Origin of the sequence: Alkalimarinus alittae (genome assembly GCF_026016465.1) — a bacterium.
In the GTDB taxonomy this organism is placed as follows: Bacteria; Pseudomonadota; Gammaproteobacteria; order Pseudomonadales; family Oleiphilaceae; genus Alkalimarinus; species Alkalimarinus alittae.
The window spans coordinates 1,986,606-2,008,281 of the sequence record NZ_CP100390.1; the positions used below are offsets into that span (position 1 = coordinate 1,986,606).

17 protein-coding genes are annotated in these 21,676 nt (G+C 43.2%); all 17 read left to right on the forward strand.

The features are described from left to right. Positions 1-116 precede the first annotated feature (116 nt). The 17 genes from NKI27_RS09005 to cysG all read left to right on the forward strand — a co-directional run bounded on the left by NKI27_RS09005 (position 117) and on the right by cysG (position 21,658). Positions 117-3,449, forward strand: a complete 3,333-nt coding sequence (locus NKI27_RS09005; protein ID WP_265049327.1) for a FimV/HubP family polar landmark protein — start codon at positions 117-119, stop codon at positions 3,447-3,449. Between the two features lie 64 nt (positions 3,450-3,513). Then, positions 3,514-4,353 (forward strand): tRNA pseudouridine(38-40) synthase TruA, encoded by an 840-nt coding sequence (gene truA, locus NKI27_RS09010; protein ID WP_265049328.1) that lies wholly within the window; start codon positions 3,514-3,516, stop codon positions 4,351-4,353. 80 nt (positions 4,354-4,433) lie between these two features. Further along, the gene (locus NKI27_RS09015; RefSeq protein ID WP_265049329.1) at positions 4,434-5,066 is read left to right on the forward strand and encodes a phosphoribosylanthranilate isomerase; all 633 of its coding nucleotides are present in this window, start codon (positions 4,434-4,436) and stop codon (positions 5,064-5,066) included. A gap of 4 nt (positions 5,067-5,070) precedes the next feature. Continuing rightward, the gene (trpB, locus tag NKI27_RS09020) at positions 5,071-6,267 is read left to right on the forward strand and encodes a tryptophan synthase subunit beta (protein ID WP_320109460.1); all 1,197 of its coding nucleotides are present in this window, start codon (positions 5,071-5,073) and stop codon (positions 6,265-6,267) included. A gap of 21 nt (positions 6,268-6,288) precedes the next feature. Beyond that, positions 6,289-7,092 (forward strand): tryptophan synthase subunit alpha, encoded by an 804-nt coding sequence (trpA, locus tag NKI27_RS09025; protein WP_265049331.1) that lies wholly within the window; start codon positions 6,289-6,291, stop codon positions 7,090-7,092. Positions 7,093-7,154: 62 nt separating this feature from the next. After that, positions 7,155-8,042: an acetyl-CoA carboxylase, carboxyltransferase subunit beta gene (gene accD / locus NKI27_RS09030; protein ID WP_265049332.1), complete on the forward strand. Its 888-nt coding sequence runs from the start codon at positions 7,155-7,157 to the stop codon at positions 8,040-8,042. Then, positions 8,035-9,342, forward strand: coding sequence for a bifunctional tetrahydrofolate synthase/dihydrofolate synthase (folC, locus tag NKI27_RS09035; RefSeq protein ID WP_265049333.1), 1,308 nt, complete (start codon positions 8,035-8,037; stop codon positions 9,340-9,342). Before accD ends, folC begins: the two co-directional genes overlap by 8 nt. Positions 9,343-9,385: 43 nt before the next feature. Next, positions 9,386-10,045, forward strand: a complete 660-nt coding sequence (locus tag NKI27_RS09040) for an SPOR domain-containing protein (RefSeq protein WP_265049334.1) — start codon at positions 9,386-9,388, stop codon at positions 10,043-10,045. Between the two features lie 104 nt (positions 10,046-10,149). Continuing rightward, complete coding sequence (locus NKI27_RS09045) at positions 10,150-10,638, forward strand: CvpA family protein (protein ID WP_265049335.1); 489 nt, start codon at positions 10,150-10,152, stop codon at positions 10,636-10,638. A 145-nt stretch (positions 10,639-10,783) separates the two neighbouring features. Further along, a complete protein-coding gene (purF, locus tag NKI27_RS09050) occupies positions 10,784-12,304 on the forward strand; it encodes an amidophosphoribosyltransferase (RefSeq protein WP_265049336.1) in 1,521 nt (506 codons plus the stop codon). A 5-nt stretch (positions 12,305-12,309) separates the two neighbouring features. After that, positions 12,310-13,536, forward strand: a complete 1,227-nt coding sequence (locus NKI27_RS09055) for an O-succinylhomoserine sulfhydrylase (RefSeq protein ID WP_265049337.1) — start codon at positions 12,310-12,312, stop codon at positions 13,534-13,536. Positions 13,537-13,724: 188 nt separating this feature from the next. Then, positions 13,725-16,325: a DNA translocase FtsK gene (locus tag NKI27_RS09060; RefSeq protein ID WP_265049338.1), complete on the forward strand. Its 2,601-nt coding sequence runs from the start codon at positions 13,725-13,727 to the stop codon at positions 16,323-16,325. 18 nt (positions 16,326-16,343) lie between these two features. Next, positions 16,344-17,003: an outer membrane lipoprotein chaperone LolA gene (gene lolA / locus NKI27_RS09065; RefSeq protein WP_265049339.1), complete on the forward strand. Its 660-nt coding sequence runs from the start codon at positions 16,344-16,346 to the stop codon at positions 17,001-17,003. A 92-nt stretch (positions 17,004-17,095) separates the two neighbouring features. Further along, on the forward strand, positions 17,096-18,385 hold the full coding sequence (locus NKI27_RS09070; RefSeq protein ID WP_265049495.1) for a replication-associated recombination protein A: 1,290 nt from the start codon (positions 17,096-17,098) through the stop codon (positions 18,383-18,385). Between the two features lie 105 nt (positions 18,386-18,490). Next, positions 18,491-18,865: a fluoride efflux transporter CrcB gene (gene crcB, locus NKI27_RS09075; protein WP_265049340.1), complete on the forward strand. Its 375-nt coding sequence runs from the start codon at positions 18,491-18,493 to the stop codon at positions 18,863-18,865. 37 nt (positions 18,866-18,902) lie between these two features. After that, on the forward strand, positions 18,903-20,180 hold the full coding sequence (gene serS / locus NKI27_RS09080) for a serine--tRNA ligase (RefSeq protein ID WP_265049341.1): 1,278 nt from the start codon (positions 18,903-18,905) through the stop codon (positions 20,178-20,180). Between the two features lie 101 nt (positions 20,181-20,281). Continuing rightward, a complete protein-coding gene (gene cysG / locus NKI27_RS09085) occupies positions 20,282-21,658 on the forward strand; it encodes a siroheme synthase CysG (protein WP_265049342.1) in 1,377 nt (458 codons plus the stop codon). The last annotated feature ends 18 nt before the right edge of the window (positions 21,659-21,676 follow it).

The following is a 21,676-nucleotide window of genomic DNA, read 5'->3' on the forward strand; positions in this document are numbered from 1 at the left end:
TGTCTGGAATAGTTTTTTAAACTGGAAAGTTCATTAGATGATCTAACATTTATGTTGGTCTAGTTTAAATGCTCTTAAATTTAGTGCGAAGTTCAAAACAAGAAAGGAAATAAGAGATGATGCGCAAGCTTGCGGTTGCTCTATCACTAGTCAGCGTTTTAGGTGCTGGTGTTGTACAGGCTTTAGGACTGGGCGAGGCTTCGGTAGAGTCTACCCTTAATCAACCGCTCAAAGCTGAAATTGAATTGGTTAATATTCGAGACCTTGAAGATAATGAAATTCTTCCAGGCTTAGCATCGCGAGAAGAATTCTTAAAAGCAGGTGTAGAAAGGATTTATTTTCTTTCAGATGTTCGCTTTGAAGTGCAACGCAATGAAAGCGGTAATATGGTGGTTCAATTAACAACCACTAAACCCGTGCGTGAACCATTTTTGAACTTCCTTGTAGAAGTTATTTGGCCAAGCGGCAGACTTCTAAGAGAATATGCGCTTCTTATTGATCCCCCTATCTATGGCGAAGAGCCGATTGCACCTGTGCAGCAAGTTCAGTCTGCACCAACCCAATCAGTGAGTAGTCTTCCTGAAATTGAAGTGGTAGATGATGCGTCCTCTGTTCAGCAGGCTTACACGCCGGTTTCACGGTCATCAGCAAGTAGTCAGCAAAGGGGCGACGTATATGGCCCTACCACTAACAACGATACTATGTGGGCAATTGCATTAGAGGTGCGACCTGATAGTTCAGTAACCGCTCAACAGACCATGTTAGCTATTCAAGACTTGAATCCAGACTCTTTTATCAATGGTAATATTAATACCCTTAAGAAAGGTCAGGTTTTACGCTTGCCCAGTTTAAATGACATTAGGCAGCGATCAAAGCGAGATGCTGTTAGAGGTGTTATTGCGCAAAATAGAGCATTTGAAAACCGCACGTTAAATAAGAATGTTGTGGATGCATCGCCTTCGACCGAAGATTCAGGTGTGGCGGCTAGCGGAATGCCTACTTCATCGGCTGTAAATACGGGCGACGAACTCAAATTGGTGGTAGCCGAAAAATCTTCGTCAGAAAACCAAGCTGGCGCACACGCAGGTGAGGTGGGCAGTGAAGGGGCTTCTGACGCACTTAAAAATGATTTAGCAATAACCTTAGAGAAGCTTGATCAGGCAGGGCTGGAAAAGCAGGAATTAAATAGCAAAGTACAAGATCTCGAAGAACAGTTAGAGACGTTGCAGCGCTTATTAACCTTAAAAGACGACCAGCTTGCGAACTTGCAAACACAAATGGGTAAAGAGGATGCAGTAGAGCCAGCCGTTAGTACAACTGTCGATGAATCAACAGTCGCTGAAGATTCAGTTGTCGAAGAGAACATGGCTGCTGTAGATGCTTTAAAAGACGGTACGGTTACAGATGAAGCTGTTAAAGATGGAGCCGTTAATGACGAAGCTGTGGCCACAGAAAGTGACCTTGCAGAATCTGATGCTTCAGTAGAAGGTGCAGCGGCTATTAAGCCTGCATCAACTGAGACGGCGGGCATGGCGCCTGTTGCAGGTACGGCTAAACCAGACGCTGCTGTTAAGCCAAAAGCTAAGCCTGCACCGGTTGCACCTGCGGAAGAAAAGTTCACTATTCAGTCAGTTGTTGATTTAGTAATGAACAACCCGATGTATCAAATGATGGCGGCTGGGTTAGTGTTACTTTTACTGATTATCGTATGGGCAATGTCTCGTAGGAATGCGCAAAAAGAGCAAGAGTTCTTTGAAACGCGAAATGAACAGGGCGAAGAGCCTGGTGATATTTTTGATGCGGATGAGACGCTTGGGGCTGATGAGTTAGATGATACGCTTGTTGATCTCGAGGGGCGTGATGCGGCTGATACGGATGCCGTTCATCAAGCGCCTCAATCTGAAACAGAAGATGTCATTGCTGAGGCGGATATCTATATAGCGTATGGTCGCTTAGATCAGGCCGCCCAACTATTAGAAGGTGCTATCTCGTCTGAACCTCAGCGAACGGATATTAGAATTAAGTTATTAGAAGTCTATGCTGAGTCTAATGAAGTTGAGTCATTTGATAAGCAATTTAATGAAGTTGCGGCCCTGAATGACGACTATGCAATGGAGCAAGCTCAAGAAATCAGAAGTCGCTTAAGTGGTTCTGATGAGGCTGTATCTCTTGATGATTTAGAAAGTCAGTTGTTATCTGGAAGTGATGAAGCGGCGGAGGTTGAAGAATTACCCGGTGATACTGGCTCAAGTGACGAAAAGGACGATGACTATAGCATTGATTTTGAGCCTACAAAGATAGAAACGCCAGAAAGCGATACTATTGATGGTGAGCTAAATGTAGATGAAGAATTAAGCGCTCTTGAGACTGATCTTGCTGCAGATGGTGTTCTCCAAGATGCGGCATTAGATGTTGAAGATGACCTCGATATTGATTTCAATATTGATGAAATTGATTTAGACGGCGATGATGTTTCTATTGAAGATGCAGATTCTGCTGCGCTTGACCTTGATGAGCTTAGCGTAGATACACCGCTGGACGATTCAGTAACGACTGATGAAGAGGTTAGCTTCGATTTAGATTTAGGTTTAGACGAAAGTGCTGATCTTGCTTCTACCCAATCCTCGGATGAAGATGGTCTTGATATTGATCTTGAGAGCATGGAGCTTGACGCAGAGCTTGATGAGGCGTTGGCGGGTGTTGATACCGATCTTGATGATATAGCGCTAGACTTAGATGAATCAGATAGTGATGATGCTGAAGATCTCGATATAGCAGTGGAAGATTTGGAAGATGGTTTAAATCTTGATGACCTTGATCTTGAATTAGATAAAATTGACTCTGAATTAGACGATAACTTTGATGATGTCGAGTCTTCAGATAGCCCTGAAGTGACCTCAGAAGAGTCAGAGCCATTGACTTCAGAATCAGCGCTAGAAGAGCTTGAAGGTATAGCTGATACGCTATCGTCAGATGATGATTTAGCGGCTGAAGATGATCTTGGGTTAGATGAGAGCTTAGCGTTAGATGAAAGCTTGGATCTTGATGATGCTCTTGAGATAGAGGAATCACTCGAAATAGATGAAAGTCTAGAGTTGGATGAAGATCTAGAGCTAGATGAAAACTTAGCGTCAGTTGATGTAGATAAGGCTGATGATAAATTGGCAGAAGACACCATTGATACAAGCTTGGATATCGATGATAGTGTGCTTGATATCGCGGCAGGCGCCGATGCTTCAGGTGAAGATTTTGAAGCAGATATTGCTGAAGATGAAGATTTCGATTTTCTTGCAGGCACCGATGAAGCAGCAACTAAGCTAGACCTCGCCAGAGCATATATCGATATGGGTGATGGTGATGGTGCTAAAGATATTTTAGAAGAAGTTGCGTTAGAAGGCAGTGATGAGCAAAAACAAGAAGCACAAGACCTTCTTAAAACGTTGGACTAATGGTTCAAAAAAGGTAATCTATACTGATCAGGATAAACGGCCAGATTAAGGTATAGATTACTTCATGAGTTTAGAAAAATCAGACACGCCCGGAACCTTAATTGGCTCTGGGCGTGTTGCGTTAGTACTAGAGTATAATGGCAGTCAATATCATGGCTGGCAATCCCAGAAATCAGGCCTTCCCACAGTTCAGCAGCAGTTAGAAATTGCGCTATCTAAAGTTGCTAATCATCCTGTAGCAGTCGTCTGTGCAGGTAGAACTGATGCGGGTGTTCATGCCTCTCATCAAGTGATTCATTTTGATACCTCTGTGTCTCGTCCTTTCCGTTCTTGGGTAATGGGAGCGAATGCAAACTTGCCTAACGATATTTCGGTGCACTGGGTGGGTAATGTAACAGAGGCTTTTCATGCGCGTTTCTCCGCTAAAAGCCGGCGTTACCGGTATGTTATTTATAATAACCCTATTAGACCGGCACTCTATAACAAAGAAGTGACTTGGAACTATCGACCTTTAGATGAAAAGAAAATGGCTCGAGCCGCTGAAGTGCTAATAGGCGAGCATGATTTCTCATCCTTTAGGGCTGCAGGTTGTCAGGCTAAATCCCCGGTTCGTACAATCGAGTCTTTATCGGTAACCCGGTTTTGTGATTTTATTGTTATCGATATTCAGGCGAATGCATTTCTGCATCATATGGTGCGTAATATTTCGGGTGTACTCATGTCGATCGGAGCGGGTATTCAGCACGAAGGATGGGCTGAAGAGGTTTTACAGGCAAAAGACCGGGCTGAAGGGGGGGTTACAGCACCGCCATTTGGGCTTTATTTTATTGATGTAGGGTACGAAGTCGGTGAAATTCCCGTGTTAGGGTTAGGGCCTTCTTTTATTAAACCTTATTATTTGTAGATTTAATGCGCATTGAGAACGGTGCATGTTAAGTTATAGCGCTAATTAAGCTCAGTATTCTTTAATATGGAATAGGTTACATGATTCGAACGCGTGTAAAGATTTGTGGTATTACAAGGGTAGTTGACGGTGTTACGGCTGCAGAAGTTGGCGCAGATGCATTAGGCTTTGTTTTTTTCGAGAAGAGTCCCAGATATGTTAGCATAGAGTGTGCTGCTGAGATCTGTCGCAATATTCCTCCTTTTGTAACAAAGGTTGGCCTTTTTGTTGATGCCAGCGAAGAAATGGTCAGGGATGTTATCGAAAACGTCAATATTGATCTTTTACAGTTTCATGGCGATGAAAGCCCTGAGTTTTGTCAGAAATTTAATCTTCCTTACATAAAAGCGATTCGAGCTAAATGCAAAGAAAGTATTCTTGAAGCCATGCAGGCTCACTCTAATGCGCTTGGTATGTTGATTGATAGCTATGTACCGGGCGTGCCAGGGGGGACAGGCAGCACGTTTGATTGGCAGCTCGTGCCCTCAGAGTATCGGTCTAAGATTATATTGGCCGGTGGATTAAACTGCGCAAACATCGTTGATGCCATTAAGACTATTAGGCCATATGCGGTTGATATAAGTGGCGGTGTAGAGAGCAGTAAGGGAATAAAAGATCGTGAAAAGATTTATCAATTTATGAAAGAGGTGGCAAGTGCCGACAAAATATACTGATGACATGCTCCGGGCAATACCGGATGCAACCGGACATTTTGGAGAGTTTGGTGGGCGGTTTGTGTCTGAAACACTGATGCCTTCTCTTCTTCAGTTAGAAGAACAATACAACATACTCAAAAATGACCCAAAGTTCCAAGAAGAGTTTTACCGTGATTTGGCCGATTATGTGGGGCGTCCGTCGCCGCTTTACTTTGCAGAAAGACTCACCAACAAGGTGGGTGGCGCAAAAATATATTTAAAGCGTGAAGACTTAAACCATACTGGTGCGCATAAAGTTAATAACACCATTGGTCAGGCTCTATTGGCTAAACATTTAGGTAAGCCTAGAATTATCGCCGAAACAGGTGCGGGTCAGCATGGCGTAGCAACCGCTACGGTAGCTGCTCGACTTGGTCTTGAGTGTACTGTGTTTATGGGCGCTGAAGATGTGCAGCGTCAGGCACAAAATGTTTATCGTATGAAACTTTTGGGTGCGACTGTTGTGCCCGTCGAAAGCGGCACGCGTACGCTTAAAGATGCCATGAACGAAGCTATGCGTGATTGGGTGACGAATGTAGATAATACCTTTTATATTATAGGTACTGTAGCAGGTCCTCATCCTTACCCTATGTTGGTCAGAGACTTCCAGACGGTTATTGGAAAAGAAGCTAAACAACAATGTTTAGATAAAGAGGGGCGCTTACCTGATGCATTAGTGGCTTGTGTAGGAGGCGGTTCAAATGCCATTGGGCTATTTTATCCGTTTATCGGCGATGAGTCCGTTAAAATGTACGGCGTAGAAGCAGCAGGTCATGGTTTAGAAACAGGCGAGCATGCGGCGCCATTATGCGCGGGCGAACCGGGTGTTCTACATGGCAATCGTACTTACTTGATGTCTGATGATAATGGCCAGATTAGTGCTACTCACTCAGTATCTGCGGGGCTTGATTACCCGGGGGTAGGGCCAGAGCATAGTTGGTTGAAAGACGAAGGTCGTGCTGAATATGTGGCTATTACCGATCAGGAAGCACTTGACGCATTTCGTACATTAACGCGAGCAGAAGGAATAATACCTGCGTTAGAGTCCAGTCATGCTATTGCTTACAGCATGAAACTGGCGAAAGAAATGGATAAAGATCAAATTATCATCGTTAACTTGTCGGGACGTGGTGATAAAGACATGCATACTATTGCTGCCATCGATGGCATAACCGTATAAATTTTATTTAGGGATGTTCAAATGAGTAGAATTAAAGCTGTTATGGCACAATTGAAGGGTGACGGAAAAAGTGCGTTGATTCCTTATATTACTGGCGGAGACCCTGTGCCTGGGCTAACCGTCGAGTTGATGCATGAGTTGGTGAAGGGGGGGGCTGACATTATTGAGTTAGGTATTCCGTTTTCTGACCCGATGGCAGACGGTCCTGTTATTCAGTTGGCCTGCGAAAGAGCGTTAAAACACAATGTAACGCTTGATGATATTTTCTCGATGGTCGCTGATTTTCGTAAAACAAATACCACAACGCCTGTTGTGTTAATGGGTTACTTAAACCCCATTATTAAAATGGGATATGCTGTATTTACGCGTAAAGCTGTTGAGGTCGGTGTTGATGGTGTGTTAGTGGTAGACCTTCCGCCAGAGGAAGGTCATCAACTACTTCAAGAGATGAAGCGTCATAACCTCGACTCCGTCTATTTGATTGCTCCGACCACAACAGATGACCGTATTAAGGCTATTTGTAATGCAAGCTCAGGCTATGTTTACTATGTATCCGTTAAGGGGGTTACGGGGTCTGCAAGCCTTGATGTAGACAGTGTTGCAGATAAACTTGCCGTAATACGAAGTATTAGTGATATCCCCGTCGGTGTTGGCTTTGGCATCAAGGATGCTGCGTCAGCCGCCGCTGTTGCGAACGTTGCAGATGGCGTTATAGTAGGGAGTGTATTGGTCAATACTATTGCCGAGAATGAAGGCAATAATGAGCAAATTAAATCTAAAATATACAATATAATCTCATCAATGCGTCAAGCAATGGATGCCTGAGTGGTTGCCTCAAAATGAGTGTTAGTGATGTTGGTTAACGGTATTTTAAAAGGAGTAGGTTGGTGAGCAGTTGGCTTGATAAAATTGTACCCAGTGTTATTCGGTCTGAATCCTCACAAAAAAGTACTGTGCCTGAAGGGTTATGGAAAAAATGTCCAAAGTGCGAAAGCGTTTTATATCGGCCAGAGCTTGAGAAAAACCTAGATGTTTGCCCTAAATGCCAACATCACATGAGACTTACTGCAAGAAGTAGAATTGATATCTTCCTTGACCCAAAGGGGCGAGTAGAGATTGCAAACGACTTGGCCCCACAAGACCGCTTAAAATTTAAAGACAGTAAAAAGTATAAAGATCGTCTAATTGCAAACCAAAAAGCAACCGGCGAAAAAGATGCTTTAGTGTGTTTTCAGGGGACGGTATTACAAATCCCCGTTGTGGTTGTGGCGTTTGAATTTAAGTTTCTAGGCGGCTCTATGGGGGCTGTTGTAGGTGAGAAGTTTGTAAGGGCTGCTCAGGTTTCTATGGAGCAAGGTATTCCATTGGTCTGCTTCAGTGCCAGTGGTGGTGCTAGAATGCAAGAGGCGCTTGCCTCGTTAATGCAGATGGCTAAAACGGCCGCGGTGTTAGAGCGAATGAAGTCAATGGGCATTCCCTTTATCTCAGTGTTAACAGACCCTGTTTTTGGAGGTGTTTCAGCCAGTCTTGCCATGTTGGGTGACGTAAATGTTGCAGAGCCTAATGCATTGATCGGGTTTGCTGGCCCAAGAGTTATCGAGCAGACGGTTAGAGAGAAACTTCCAGAGGGTTTTCAGCGTAGTGAGTTTCTTTTAGAACATGGTGTTATTGACATGATTCTTCCAAGGCAACAGTTAAGAACTCGTTTAGCGTCCTTATTATCGAAGTTAACGGGACAATCACACCCTGAGGATGACGATTTAGACAATGACTAAGTCCTATCAAGACGAGTTACAACAGTGGTTGACTTTAATAGAGCAAAATCATCCTTCTGATATTGAAATGGGGTTAGACAGAACTCTCACAGTTTACACTAGGCTCAGGAAGGGGCGACTTGCAAAGCAAGTAGTGCTGGTCGCAGGTACAAATGGTAAAGGTTCCACTATCGCGGTGCTTGAACGGTTGTTATTAGAGGCCGGTCTAAGTGTTGGGGTTTATAGTTCACCCCATATTCATATCTATAATGAACGTATCAGAATTAATGGCGAGCTTATAGATGATAAACGTCTTGTAGAAAGCTTTCAGGTCGTCGAAAAAGCGCGCCGCACAACACCTTTAACGTATTTTGAATGTGGTACTCTCGGTGCACTTTACTGCCTTGAGCGGGCGCGGCTAGATGTCGTTTTGCTCGAGGTAGGCCTAGGTGGACGGCTTGACGCGGTAAATATTGTCGATCCAGATCTTTCTATTATCACATCGGTTGATATTGACCATGTTGAGTGGCTAGGCGACAACCGAGAAAGTATCGGTTTTGAAAAGGCCGGAATCTTTCGACAGGGTGTGCCTGCTATATATGGCGGCGATAATCCACCAGAAAGCGTTATTCAACAAGCTAACGCTCAAAATATAGATCTTCATATACATGACACCCACTTTGGCTTAAGGAATCAGCCGAGCGAAGCAGTTGCAGACTATAGCTGGGTGTTCGATACCCAGCCTTCTCAAAGTGCACAGAGAGTAGTCGGTTATTTGCGTGATCAAACGGGCTCAACTAAAGAGATTTTAATGCCCTATAGCTTGTTGCCAGAAAGTAATATATTAACGGCTATTCAAGCAATGGCGTGTCTTGGTCATCTTACTAATGACACTCACATTTTAAAAGCGTTAGATGGTTTTGCGGTTAAGGGGCGGTTTGAGGTTTATGGCAGCCAACCGCTAGTGCTTTTAGATGTAGGTCATAACCCCCATGCTGCCAGGTTTTTATCTCGTCGACTGTCAGAGATAAAAGGGGGGAGGCCTGTTTATGCGGTGTTTTCAGTACTTACAGATAAAGATGTTAATGGCATTGTTGAAGGATTGAACGGCCAAATAGATCATTGGTATATTGCTCCGCTCGCATGTCCGCGTGCAATGAAATTGCCAGAAATTTGCAATGCGCTCAGCAACAATCAACAGCAGTTTACAGAGTATGATGGGCTTAACAATGCTTTTAATGAGGCAGTTAACGTTGCAAAAGAAAGTGACGGAATTGTAATGTGCTTTGGCTCCTTTCATGTTGTTTCTGATATAAACTGACTCATTATTCGATTTAACGCGTTATAGGTGAAAGAGAATTAAAATGGATGGATTAAAGCAAAGAGTTGTAGGCGCACTAGTTATTGTATCGCTTGCAGTTATTTTTCTACCGATGATTTTTGATGAGCCACATCAGCCATCAAAAACACAGCTTATCCCAATACCTGTTCAATCAGAGTTGCCGGTTATTACTTTAAATTCGCCTCAAAAACCGAAATTTAAGCTCATTGAGCCTTCATCTGATAACAAACCTATAGAGCGTTCAGTCGTAAGCTCAGTAGAAAGTGATCAAACGCCTGTTCAGGTAGTAAACCAAACTGCAGTTTCGCATAACGCCTCTACTACGCCTGAAATAGAACAAACGAGTGCCAGTGATAAGCCGGCCGAAAGCAGCAAGCCTTTAGAAGTAAAGCCACAGGTTGTGGATGCAAAGCCAGCCTCTACTGTGTTTAAAGAGAAGGAGCTCAGTAATGTTTGGATGGTTCAGCTTGGAACCTTCGGTAATCATAAAAATGCTTTCAACCTTCGAGATACCTTAAATAAAGATGGTTTTGACGGGCACACAACCAAAGTAGACAAAGACGGTAAGCCGTTAATTAGAGTGTTTAGTGGGCCTTATGCTGATAAAGGGTATGCTGATAAAATCAAAAAACAGCTCGATAAAAAGTATAAGCTTAAAACACTTGTAGTTCATTTTAAGTAATGAAGGCAAAACATAGAGCAACAAGTTTTGATTGTCGTTGGTTATGTTTATTTTCTTTGTTAGAATGCGCGCCATCGAAACCTATCATTAGATGAACCACATTTATGTTTAATTGGGCAGACTGGTCAATCATAGCGATCATTTCATTATCTAGCCTTTTCAGTTTGAAACGAGGCTTTGTCAAAGAAGCCTTATCTCTAGTGACATGGGTAGCCGCATTCATTATTGCGCGTACGTTTAACCCTAATTTACAGACTCTTCTTATCGATGTTATTGATACCGTCGTTTTTCGTGCAGTGGCTGCGTTTGCAATATTATTTATAGGTACACTGATCGTGGGTGCCATTATTAATAACCTAATCGGTTTACTGGTCAAAATAACGGGATTATCGACAACTGATCGCCTTTTAGGTGTTATTTTTGGCGTAGCTAGAGGCGTCATAATCGTGGTTGTCACGATAGCATTACTCAGGGTGACGCCTGTAGTTGAAGATACTTGGTGGAGAGACTCAGTCATGATCTCGAAACTCCAAGTGTTAGAGCAATGGTCAAGATCAATGTTTGAAGATCAATTTTCTGTTTTTACGAGTTAGGGTGTAAATACGAAGTTAGTATGATGGTTTTCGCTTTTTTAGATTAAATTTGTTTTGTTTAGACTAAAATAGTACACAGCTCCATCACCCAAAACCTGTTAAGATTTACTTTATATCTTGTTTATGCCCTAGTGAGGTAGCTTTAATGTGCGGTATTGTAGGAATTGTTGGAAAAACCAATGTTAACCAAGTGCTTTATGATGCACTAACGGTTTTACAGCATCGGGGACAGGACGCCGCGGGCATTGTAACTTATCAGGATGATCGATTTTTTCTTAGAAAAGATAATGGGCTAGTTCGCGATGTTTTTCGCACTCGCCACATGCGTAGACTTGTCGGTAACGTGGGGATTGGCCATGTTCGGTATCCGACAGCTGGGTCTTCAAGCTCTGCAGAAGCTCAGCCATTTTATGTTAACTCTCCTTACGGTATCACGCTTGCGCACAATGGCAACCTCACTAATACGTCGGAACTCGCTGAAGGGTTGCTGCGGTCTGACTTACGACATATTAATACTAATTCCGACTCTGAAGTATTACTTAATGTGTTTGCTCACGAGCTTCAAAAGCAAGGTAAATTAGTTCCAACAGAAGTAGAAATATTTGAAGCGGTTAAAGCGGTTCATAAACGCTGTAAGGGTGCGTATGCGGTTATCGCAATGGTAACCGGTTACGGTATTGTTGCGTTTAGAGACCCTCATGGTATTCGACCTGTTTGCTATGGTAAGCGTGAAACCGAGCAGGGTACAGAGTATATGATTGCCTCCGAAAGCGTTGCTCTAACGGCAGAAGGCTTTACTTTAGTCAGAGACATTGACCCAGGTGAGGCGATTTATATAGAAACGGACGGTCAGCTGTACAGTCAGCAGTGCGCAGAAAATCCGCAGTTAAATCCTTGTATTTTTGAGCATGTATATTTTGCACGACCTGATTCGATCATCGATAAAGTGTCAGTATATAAAGCCCGCTTACGTATGGGTGAGAAACTAGCTGATAAGATGATGAAAGAATGCCCCGATTATAATATCGATGTGGTTATTCCCATTCCAGACACCAGCCGAACGTCAGCAATGCAAATGGCTTATCGGCTAGGGGTTAAATTCAGAGAAGGGTTTATTAAAAACCGTTATATCGGCCGCACCTTTATTATGCCAGGCCAAAGCCAGCGTAAAAAGTCAGTTCGTCAGAAGCTAAGCCCTATTGAGCTAGAGTTTAAGGGAAAGAACGTATTGCTTGTTGATGATTCAATTGTGCGTGGTACGACGTGTAGAGAAATCGTACAGATGGCAAGAGACGCTGGTGCAAACAAGGTGTTTTTCGCATCGGCAGCCCCTGAAGTACGCTACCCAAATGTATATGGCATTGATATGCCGGCCGCAAGCGAGTTAATTGCACACAACCGGACAGTGGTTGAAATACAAGAAGCGATTGGTGCTGATGGGTTGATCTACCAAAACCTTGAAGATCTAGTCGAGTGTGCTAAAGAAGGTAACTCGCACATTGATAACTTTGACTGCTCTGTGTTTAACGGTGAGTATATTACTGGTGATATTACGCCTGCCTATCTAGAGAACTTAGAATTAGCGCGCAAAGAAAGTAGTAAACGTACCAAGAATAAAGAATTCGATGACGATCATACTGTGATCGACCTGCATAATAACGATTGAGAATTATGGCTAATAGTATAAAAAAAGATGGCGCGATTCCTGTTGCTAATTTAGAGGGTGTAGATATAGACACTATCGCTATTAGAGCAGGGATTCACCGCACGCATGAGTTAGAGCATAGTGAGGCGATTTTTCCCACTTCTAGTTTTGTGTTTAATAATGCAGCAGAAGCCGCGGCTCGTTTTAGTGGTGAATCAAAAGGCAATATCTACTCGCGATTTACAAATCCTACCGTTCAAATGTTTGAAGAGCGCATTGCTGCGATGGAAGGTGGTGAGCGTGCTGTAGCGACTGCATCGGGTATGGCTGCAATACTAAGCACCTGCGTTGCTTTGCTTAAGCAAGGTGATAATGTTGTGTGCTCAAGAAGTGTGTTTGGTACGACTAATGTATTTTTTGAGAAATACATGGCTAAGTTTGGTGTAACAACCACCTTTGTTGACTTAACTGATTTTGCGCAATGGCAAGAAGCAGTGGGTCAAAATACACGATTATTGTTTCTTGAAACGCCTTCTAACCCCGTCTGTGAAATAGGCGATATAAAAGCGCTTTCTGAGTTGGCTCATCGTCATGATGCGTTACTAGTTGTAGATAATTGCTTTTGTACGCCAGCGCTTCAGCGGCCGCTATTGCTCGGTGCTGACATCGTTGTACATTCGGCTACTAAATACCTTGATGGACAAGGTCGCTGTGTGGGTGGAGTGGTTGTGGGTAGTAATGTACTCATGGAAGACGTTTATGGTTTTTTAAGGTCAGCAGGGCCTACCATGAGCCCTTTTAATGCCTGGGTATTTCTTAAAGGTCTAGAGACACTTTGTTTACGAATGAAAGCGCATAGCGAAAGCGCACTGGCGATTGCTGAATGGCTCGATTCGAAAGACTCAGTAGAATCTGTATTTTACACAGGGCTAAAGACACACCCTCAGTATGAACTTGCTAGACAGCAGCAAAATGGTTTTGGTGGTGTTTTATCGTTTAGAATTAAAGGCGGTAAAGACGAAGCTTGGAAATTTATAGATGGGCTTCAGTTCATTTCTATTACGGCTAACCTTGGCGATACAAAGTCGACCATCACTCATCCGGCGACCACCACGCATGGGCGTTTATCTGATGAGGCTAAAGCCCGCAGTGGTATTACTGACAATCTTATCAGAATCTCTGTTGGCCTAGAGTCAGTTGAAGATATCAAAAAAGACCTGCAATTAGGGTTTATGTCTGCAGGGCTAGCGTAACGCGGTTCTGTATTAAATTTCTCGGTAAATGATGCTATTTTTCATATATATAGCGTCATTTCCTGAGAAAGATTCTATACTATCAGCACTATATTAAGTTTATCTTTTCAATTGTTGAACCACGAAGGTGATTTAGCGCTTGAGAAACGATACACTTCCTCTTTGTATTAAAAAATAACCCACTCGGTATGAATGAAGCAGACGTAAAAGTAGATAAACAAGGTCGATTTCAGGCTTATATATCACAAGGTGTAAGAGAAGGTGCTCTGATCGGCTTAGTAGCGCTCTGTGTTTACCTATTTATGGCGCTCTTCTCATACAACCCTGATGATCCTGGTTGGGCTAATACGGGTCATAATCAGGTCGCAACAAACTATGCCGGTGTAACGGGGGCTTGGTTTGCTAATGTTCTGTTTTACTTCTTCGGATATGTAGCCTATTTATTTCCATTACTCATTTCATACAAAGCTTGGCTTCAATTCCATAATCGTCATAAAAAGATGGAGTTTCACTGGCCTCTTTTTTTAGTGCGGTCGATTGGTTTTTTCCTTGTTCTTGTTAGCGCTACTGGCTTGTTGTCTATTTACTCTATTGCAGGGCTACCTATTTCATCTGGCGGTGTATTAGGGCAAGAAATTTCTGCAAGTATGTTGTCAGCCTTTAATTTGTCGGGCAGTAGTCTACTGTTGGTCGCGATATTTTTGTTTTCCATCACTGTTTTTACAGGCCTTTCGTGGCTCAAGCTTATGGATAGCACGGGTGGAATTACGTTAAAGTTCGTGAATAAAATGATTGCTTGGTTTAAACAACTTAAGGCGTTTGTCAGTGCGCGCATACAGGCTTCACGCGAGCGAAAAGCACAAAAAAGAGCGCGTAATCCTAATGACAATATCGCCAATATAGACCCACCTATTCTTACTGAGAAAGTCACGGCTAGTGAATCAGCGGCTGTGACAGAAAATCGCTCGCTGATCAAAAAGCTTCAGCGCAAAGTGGGTATTGGAAAGACGGGGGATAATCCAAATAAAGGTGATGATCTGACTGTTGCTAAACGTGTAGATCCTGTAATGGGACGGCATAATGAGCAATCGAGTGACTCTCAACGCCCATCGAGCAATCAGTCTGCTTCAGATACTATTTTCGCAGACAATAATGGACGCTCAGTTCAGGAAGAGAAAAAAGGGAAAGGACTTAAGATAGCGCCTTTCCTTAAAAAGAGTAGTTCAGCTGAAAGCAAACGAGTGGCTAAGGAGAAACAGGGCAAGCTGTTCGCTTTTCAAGAGGGAAGGGTACCTCCCATTTCGCTGCTAGATGCCCCTGAAAAGGTAAAAGAACAAGGGTATTCAACTGAAGTGTTGGAGCACCTGTCTCGCTTGCTCGAAGAGAAACTTGCAGACTTTGGCGTGTCTATTGAAGTTGTCGAGGTTAATCCTGGCCCAGTCATTACCCGTTTCGAAATACAACCAGCCCCAGGTGTAAAAGTTAGTCGCATCACTAATTTGGCTAAGGATTTGGCTCGATCACTGGCGGTATTAAGCGTAAGGGTGGTTGAGGTTATTCCTGGTAAGTCGGTAGTAGGGATAGAAATACCGAATGAAAAAAGACAGATGGTTCTTTTTAGTGAAGTGCTATCAACTAAAGATTTTGATGATTCGCAGTCTCCGCTAACACTTGCTCTTGGTAACGATATAGCAGGCGACCCCATTGTCGTTGACCTTGCCAAAATGCCTCACCTCTTGGTGGCAGGTACCACAGGCTCAGGTAAGTCTGTGGGTGTTAACGCCATGATATTAAGCATGCTTTATAAGTCTACGCCTGAAGAAGTGCGTTTGATCATGATAGATCCAAAAATGTTGGAACTATCTATCTATGACGGTATTCCGCATCTATTAACACCTGTTGTGACCGACATGAAAGAAGCGGCCAACTCTTTACGTTGGTGTGTGGCAGAGATGGAGCGTCGATATCGCTTGATGGCTGCGCTAGGGGTCAGAAACCTTGGGGGCTATAACCGTAAAGTTAAGGATGGTATAGAAGCAGGCGAGCCGTTAAAAGACCCCATTTGGAAACCCGATGAACACCTTTTGAATGGTGAAGAAGATCGACCTGAATTGACGACATTGCCATGCGTTGTGGTGGTGGTAGACGAATTTGCCGACATGATGATGATCGTGGGTAAAAAGGTCGAAGAACTTATTGCCCGCATCGCACAAAAGGCACGTGCAGCAGGTATACATTTAATTCTGGCCACTCAGCGACCTTCTGTTGATGTTATTACAGGCCTTATTAAGGCTAACGTTCCGACGCGAATAGCGTTTCAGGTATCATCAAGAATAGATTCTCGTACAATATTAGATCAAGGGGGCGCAGAGCAGCTACTTGGACATGGTGATATGCTGTATATGCCGCCCGGCACCGGTTTACCAATACGTGTTCATGGTGCCTTTGTTTCTGATGATGAAGTTCATAGAACGGTTGCAGATTGGAAACAGCGTGGTGAACCTGAGTATATAGATGAAATTCTATCGGGTGGCGATACATCAGAACCGATCCCAGGGCTTTCGGGAGAAAGCAGTGGTGACAGTGAACAAGATGCATTATTTGATGAAGCGATTGCGTTTGTCACAGAAACACGGCGAGCGTCTATTTCATCGGTTCAGAGAAAGCTTAAAATTGGTTATAACCGCGCGGCTAACCTTGTAGAAGCAATGGAAGCCGCTGGGGTTGTTAGTGAGGCAGGGCATAATGGTGCTCGTGAAGTACTCGCACCGCCTCCACCAAAAGATTAATTTAGGGAAATCACATACATGACGACATTTAAAGAACGACTATTTTCAAACGCGATGCGCACGTTGATCGCTTTTAACTTGATCTTTATATCGGTGACAAGTCATGCAGACGAAGCGACAGAATCGCTTATTCGTCAGCTTGAAAAACTTCAATCCATTGAGGCGCATTTTGTTCAATACGTGGTTGATAAAGCGGGTACGTCGGTCCAAGAAAGTCGAGGTATACTAAAAGCGAAGCGCCCAGGACTTTTTTATTGGCATACCGAACCGCCTTTAGAGCAGGTTATTGTTTCAGATGGACATAATGTGATTGTTTATGACCCTGACCTTGAGCAAGCCACTGTACAACCGGTGACAGAGCAGTTGTCTAATACGCCGGCTCTTTTGTTTAGTGGTGATGTTAAAAAGTTAGGGGAGAGCTATTTAGTTCATCATAAAAACTGGGATAAGACGATTAATCAATATGTTCTTATGCCAAGAGGTGCTGACTCATTATTTGAATCTCTTAGATTGCGATTTGATAGCGATATATTGGTTGAAATGCGCTTAACTGATTCATTAGGTCAAAAAAGCACCATTGGCTTCAACGATGCCAAAATTAATAGTGGAATGACGGATAAGCAATTTGAGTTTATTATCCCAGAGGGCACCGATGTCATTCGCGAGTTAGGCCAGTAATGACCACGGCTTCGGGTGACGATTTATTTGGCTCTATAGACGAAAGCCCTAGCTCGGCTATTTCTGGGCAGTATCAACCCCTAGCCGCTCGAATGCGTCCGAGAAACCTCGCTGAGTATATCGGTCAAGATCACATATTAGGTGCTAATAAACCACTAAGAGTGGCCGTCGAAAAAGGTGTGTTGCACTCGATGATTTTATGGGGGCCGCCTGGGGTAGGAAAAACCAGCTTTGCGCGATTATTAGCCGACTGTTGCGATGCCAATTTTGAAAGTATCTCTGCGGTGCTAAGTGGCGTTAAAGATATAAGAGCTGCAATAGAACGTGCTAAAAACCTTAGAGCTTCATCTGCCAAAGATACCATTTTATTTGTGGATGAAATTCATCGATTTAATAAAACCCAACAAGATGCGTTCCTACCCTTTGTTGAAGATGGAACGTTAATTTTTATTGGGGCGACAACTGAAAACCCCTCGTTTGAATTAAACAACGCACTTTTGTCTCGTGCACGGGTATATACGTTAAAAAAACTCTCAGTTGATGCGTTGTCTCAATTAGTATCCAATGCCTTAAACGACGAACGAGGGTTAGTGAATGAACATATTAGCATTGACCTTGAGCTTGTCGACCTGATTGCGCAAAGCGCAGACGGGGATGCACGTAAAACGCTTAATATATTAGAAATAGCATCAGACCTTGCAGAAGAGTCAGAGAGTGGTAAGTTAATTACTAAATCAGTGTTGCAAGAAGTGATGCAGTCGAGCTTAAAGCAGTTTGATAAAGGTGGCGATATTTTTTATGAACAAATATCTGCGCTTCATAAATCTGTAAGGGGCTCAGACCCCGATAGTGCACTGTATTGGTATGTTAGGATGTTAGATGGCGGTTGTGACCCCCTTTACATTGCTCGGCGTGTGGTAAGGATGGCCAGTGAAGATATCGGTAACGCAGACCCTAGAGCCCTTCAGATTGCCCTTAACGCTTGGGACACTCAGACCCGTTTAGGGGCACCAGAAGGCGAGTTGACGATAGCGCAAGCTATCATCTATCTTGCGGTAGCGGCCAAAAGTAATGCGGTTTATACCGCGTATAATCAATGTCGTGCCGATGTTAGTGCTTCGCCAGCTTATGACGTGCCAGAACATTTAAGAAACGCACCAACCGCGTTAATGAAAGATTTAGGGTTTGGCCAAGAGTACCGTTACGCGCATGATGAACCCAATGCTTTTGCTGCAGGCGAGAATTACTTTCCTCAAGAAATGAAGGATACCCAATACTACAATCCTGTTGAGCGTGGAATGGAAAAGAAAATCTCAGATAAACTCAACTGGCTAAGAGAGCAGAATCGAACAAGCCGGCACAAACGATACGGTCAGGATTAACAACACTTTATCATTGTGTAAATTTGAATGGTGTCTCTTAACAAAAAGTTAGCCATTCTTAACTGAATTAATATTCATAATAGCTTACATTTAGGTATATATAATATGTTCCAAGTGATGGCCATTGCTTTAGGTGGAGCCCTCGGAGCTTTGTCGAGATACGCCGTTATTGGCTTGGTCACAAGCTGGTTAGGTAAAACGTTTCCATTTGGTACATTGCTAGTCAATATACTCGGCTCGTTCCTAATGGGTATTTTATACGTGATTGTCGTGCAAAAAATGCATTTGTCACCCGAGCTTAAATCTATATTAGTAGTCGGCTTTTTAGGTGCATTTACAACGTTTTCGACATTTTCTTTAGAGGCGTTTAGCTTTATTAGTCAGGGTCAGCTGCTAAGTGCTGTGACGTATATACTAAGCTCCGTTATACTATGTATTCTTGCCGTATGGGCCGGCGTATCACTCGCAAAATTACTATAATTGTTTATAAGATTAATATAGGGAAAGAACCACTCCAATGTTAGATGCCAAAATTGTTCGTGCAAACGCTGAAGAAATAGCCACTAAACTTAAAAAGAAAGGTTATCAGCTTGATATCGCTCGCTTTAATCAGCTAGAAGAACAGCGTAGAGCCATTCAGACTAAAACTGAAGAGTTGCAAAGTGAGCGTAACACGCGCTCTAAAAATATCGGAAAAGCAAAAGCTGCAGGTGAAGACATAGCCCCTATACTCGCAGAAATGAATGCGATGGGTGATGAGCTAGAGGCCGCCAAAAAAGAACTTAAAGCCGTACAAGATGAGTTTCATAGCCTGTTAGCAGGAATACCTAATATCCCTGATGATAGTGTGCCAGAAGGTGCAAGTGAAGATGACAATGTTGAGATTCGTAAATGGGGAGAGCCTAAGACATTTGATTTTGAAGTAAAAGATCATATCGAATTAGGTGAGCAATTGGGTCAGCTCGATTTCGAAGCCGCCGTAAAATTAGCAGGCTCTCGATTTGCTGTGATGAAGAAAGATATTGCTCGATTGCACCGTGCATTAGCTCAATTTATGTTGGACACCCATACCGCTGAACACGGTTATGATGAAATTTATGTGCCTTATCTTGTTAATAGCGAGTCGCTATTCGGTACGGGTCAGTTACCTAAATTTGAAGAAGACTTATTTAAGGTGCCAGGGGAGCGTGATTTTTACTTAATCCCTACTGCAGAAGTACCTGTCACGAACATTGTTCGTGATGAAATTATAGATGCATCAGCGTTACCACTAAAGTTTGTGTGTCATTCACCTAGCTTTAGAAGCGAAGCAGGGTCCTACGGACGTGATGTTAAAGGGTTGGTTAGGCAGCACCAGTTTGACAAAGTTGAGCTTGTGCAAATGGTCGCACCTGAAACATCAGATCAGGCATTAGAAGACCTGACAGGGCATGCAGAAACTATTTTACAGAAATTAGGGCTTCCTTATCGACTGGTTATCTTGTGTGGTGGAGATCTCGGCTTTTCTGCTGCGAAAACCTATGACCTAGAGGTATGGTTACCAGGCCAAAACACTTACCGTGAGATTTCTTCATGTAGCAACATGAGAGATTATCAGGCAAGAAGAATGCAAGCGCGTTGGAGAAACCCAGAGACAGGTAAGCCACAATTACTAAATACCTTGAACGGTTCGGGCTTAGCTGTTGGCAGAACAATGATTGCGGTAATGGAAAACTACCAACAAGAAGATGGTTCAATAAAAGTGCCAGACGTTCTAAAGCCTTATATGGGTGGAAAAGACGTCATTGGTCGGTAATTGCATTTAGCTATCTGTTTTAAGGCTAAGTTGATTAACGGAATCTCAAACGTTTGAATTTCGTTAATCAAATACACATTACATGAATAACGGTTGTAGTTATGGATTTTTTACCGCTTTATTTTGATCTAAAAAATGCGTCTACGTTAGTAGTCGGTGGTGGTGAACCTGCTGCCAGAAAGATAGAGCTCTTGCTGAGAGCAGGTGCAAGCGTCAAGCTATGTGCAAGCGAACCTGTAAAATCAATACAAGCGGTCATCAATAGTGGTGACGTTACCCTGGTGTCTTCAATTTTTAATGAAAAACTACTGGATGACGTTGTTTTAGTGGTCGCCGCTACGGGTAATACTGACGTTGACGATGGCATTGCCACAAAAGCGACGGCCCGCAACCTACCTGTTAATGTGGTAAATAGAGCAAAAAGTAGCTCTTTTATATTTCCATCGATTATTGATCGATCGCCTATTATTGCTTCGGTTTCGAGTAGTGGTTCTTTACCTGTTTTAACGCGTTTATTAAGAAGTAAACTTGAGTCGGCTATACCTTCTTCATTTGGTCGGTTAGCTGATGTGGCAGGTAAGTATCGAGATCAAGTGAGGGAAAAGTTCCCAGACCTAAACCAACGTCGCCGTTTCTGGGAGCACCATCTTGAAGGCCTCTTTGCAGAGAAAATATTTTCAGGTCATGAAGAAGAATCTAAATTAATCTTAGAGTCTTCTTTAAAGAGTGATGAATTTAAACCCGGCGGTGAAGTCTATTTAGTCGGTGCAGGCCCTGGTGATCCAGACTTGTTGACCTTTAAAGCATTACGGCTGATGCGGCAGGCAGATATTGTTTTATATGATCGCTTGGTTTCTCAGCCGATTCTTGATTTGGTGAGAGCTGATGCTGAGCGAGTAGATGTAGGGAAGGAGAGAGCTAATCATACACTTCCGCAACAACAAATTAATGAACTGTTGGTTACATTGGCCAAGCAAGGAAAGCGAGTATTAAGGCTTAAAGGTGGAGACCCTTTTATTTTTGGTCGTGGTGGCGAAGAGATTGACCGTCTGAGCGATGAAGGTATTCCTTTTCAGGTAGTGCCTGGTATTACGGCTGCTTCAGGTTGTTCATCTTATGCGGGAATCCCTCTAACCCATCGGGATTACTCTCAGTCTGTGCGTTTTGTGACAGGCCATCTTAAAGATGATTCCTGTAACCTGCCTTGGCTAGATTACGTGCAGGAGAACCAAACGCTTGTGTTCTATATGGGGCTCGTTGGTTTAAGCATTATCTGTGACCAATTAATCGCGCATGGAATGCGTGCAGATATGCCGATAGCACTTGTCTCTAAGGGAACCACACAAGATCAAAAAGTGGTTGTCGGTACACTTTCCACCATTCCGGATATCGTTAAGTCCGAAAAAGTAAAAGCCCCGACCATTATCATTATTGGTGAAGTGGTGGGTTTAAGAAATAAACTGAAATGGATGAATTAATCCTAATATCCAGACATA

Bases quoted from the DNA above. Each gene is read 5' to 3' on its own strand.
- NKI27_RS09005 (WP_265049327.1), top strand. From the start codon at position 117: ATGATGCGCAAGCTTGCGGTTGCTCTATCACTAGTCAGCGTTTTAGGT.
- truA (WP_265049328.1), top strand. From the start codon at position 3,514: ATGAGTTTAGAAAAATCAGACACGCCCGGAACCTTAATTGGCTCTGGG.
- NKI27_RS09015 (WP_265049329.1), top strand. From the start codon at position 4,434: ATGATTCGAACGCGTGTAAAGATTTGTGGTATTACAAGGGTAGTTGAC.
- trpB (WP_320109460.1), top strand. From the start codon at position 5,071: ATGCTCCGGGCAATACCGGATGCAACCGGACATTTTGGAGAGTTTGGT.
- trpA (WP_265049331.1), top strand. From the start codon at position 6,289: ATGAGTAGAATTAAAGCTGTTATGGCACAATTGAAGGGTGACGGAAAA.
- folC (WP_265049333.1), top strand. From the start codon at position 8,035: ATGACTAAGTCCTATCAAGACGAGTTACAACAGTGGTTGACTTTAATA.
- NKI27_RS09040 (WP_265049334.1), top strand. From the start codon at position 9,386: ATGGATGGATTAAAGCAAAGAGTTGTAGGCGCACTAGTTATTGTATCG.
- NKI27_RS09045 (WP_265049335.1), top strand. From the start codon at position 10,150: ATGTTTAATTGGGCAGACTGGTCAATCATAGCGATCATTTCATTATCT.
- purF (WP_265049336.1), top strand. From the start codon at position 10,784: ATGTGCGGTATTGTAGGAATTGTTGGAAAAACCAATGTTAACCAAGTG.
- NKI27_RS09055 (WP_265049337.1), top strand. From the start codon at position 12,310: ATGGCTAATAGTATAAAAAAAGATGGCGCGATTCCTGTTGCTAATTTA.
- NKI27_RS09060 (WP_265049338.1), top strand. From the start codon at position 13,725: ATGAATGAAGCAGACGTAAAAGTAGATAAACAAGGTCGATTTCAGGCT.
- lolA (WP_265049339.1), top strand. From the start codon at position 16,344: ATGACGACATTTAAAGAACGACTATTTTCAAACGCGATGCGCACGTTG.
- NKI27_RS09070 (WP_265049495.1), top strand. From the start codon at position 17,096: ATGCGTCCGAGAAACCTCGCTGAGTATATCGGTCAAGATCACATATTA.
- crcB (WP_265049340.1), top strand. From the start codon at position 18,491: ATGTTCCAAGTGATGGCCATTGCTTTAGGTGGAGCCCTCGGAGCTTTG.
- serS (WP_265049341.1), top strand. From the start codon at position 18,903: ATGTTAGATGCCAAAATTGTTCGTGCAAACGCTGAAGAAATAGCCACT.
- cysG (WP_265049342.1), top strand. From the start codon at position 20,282: ATGGATTTTTTACCGCTTTATTTTGATCTAAAAAATGCGTCTACGTTA.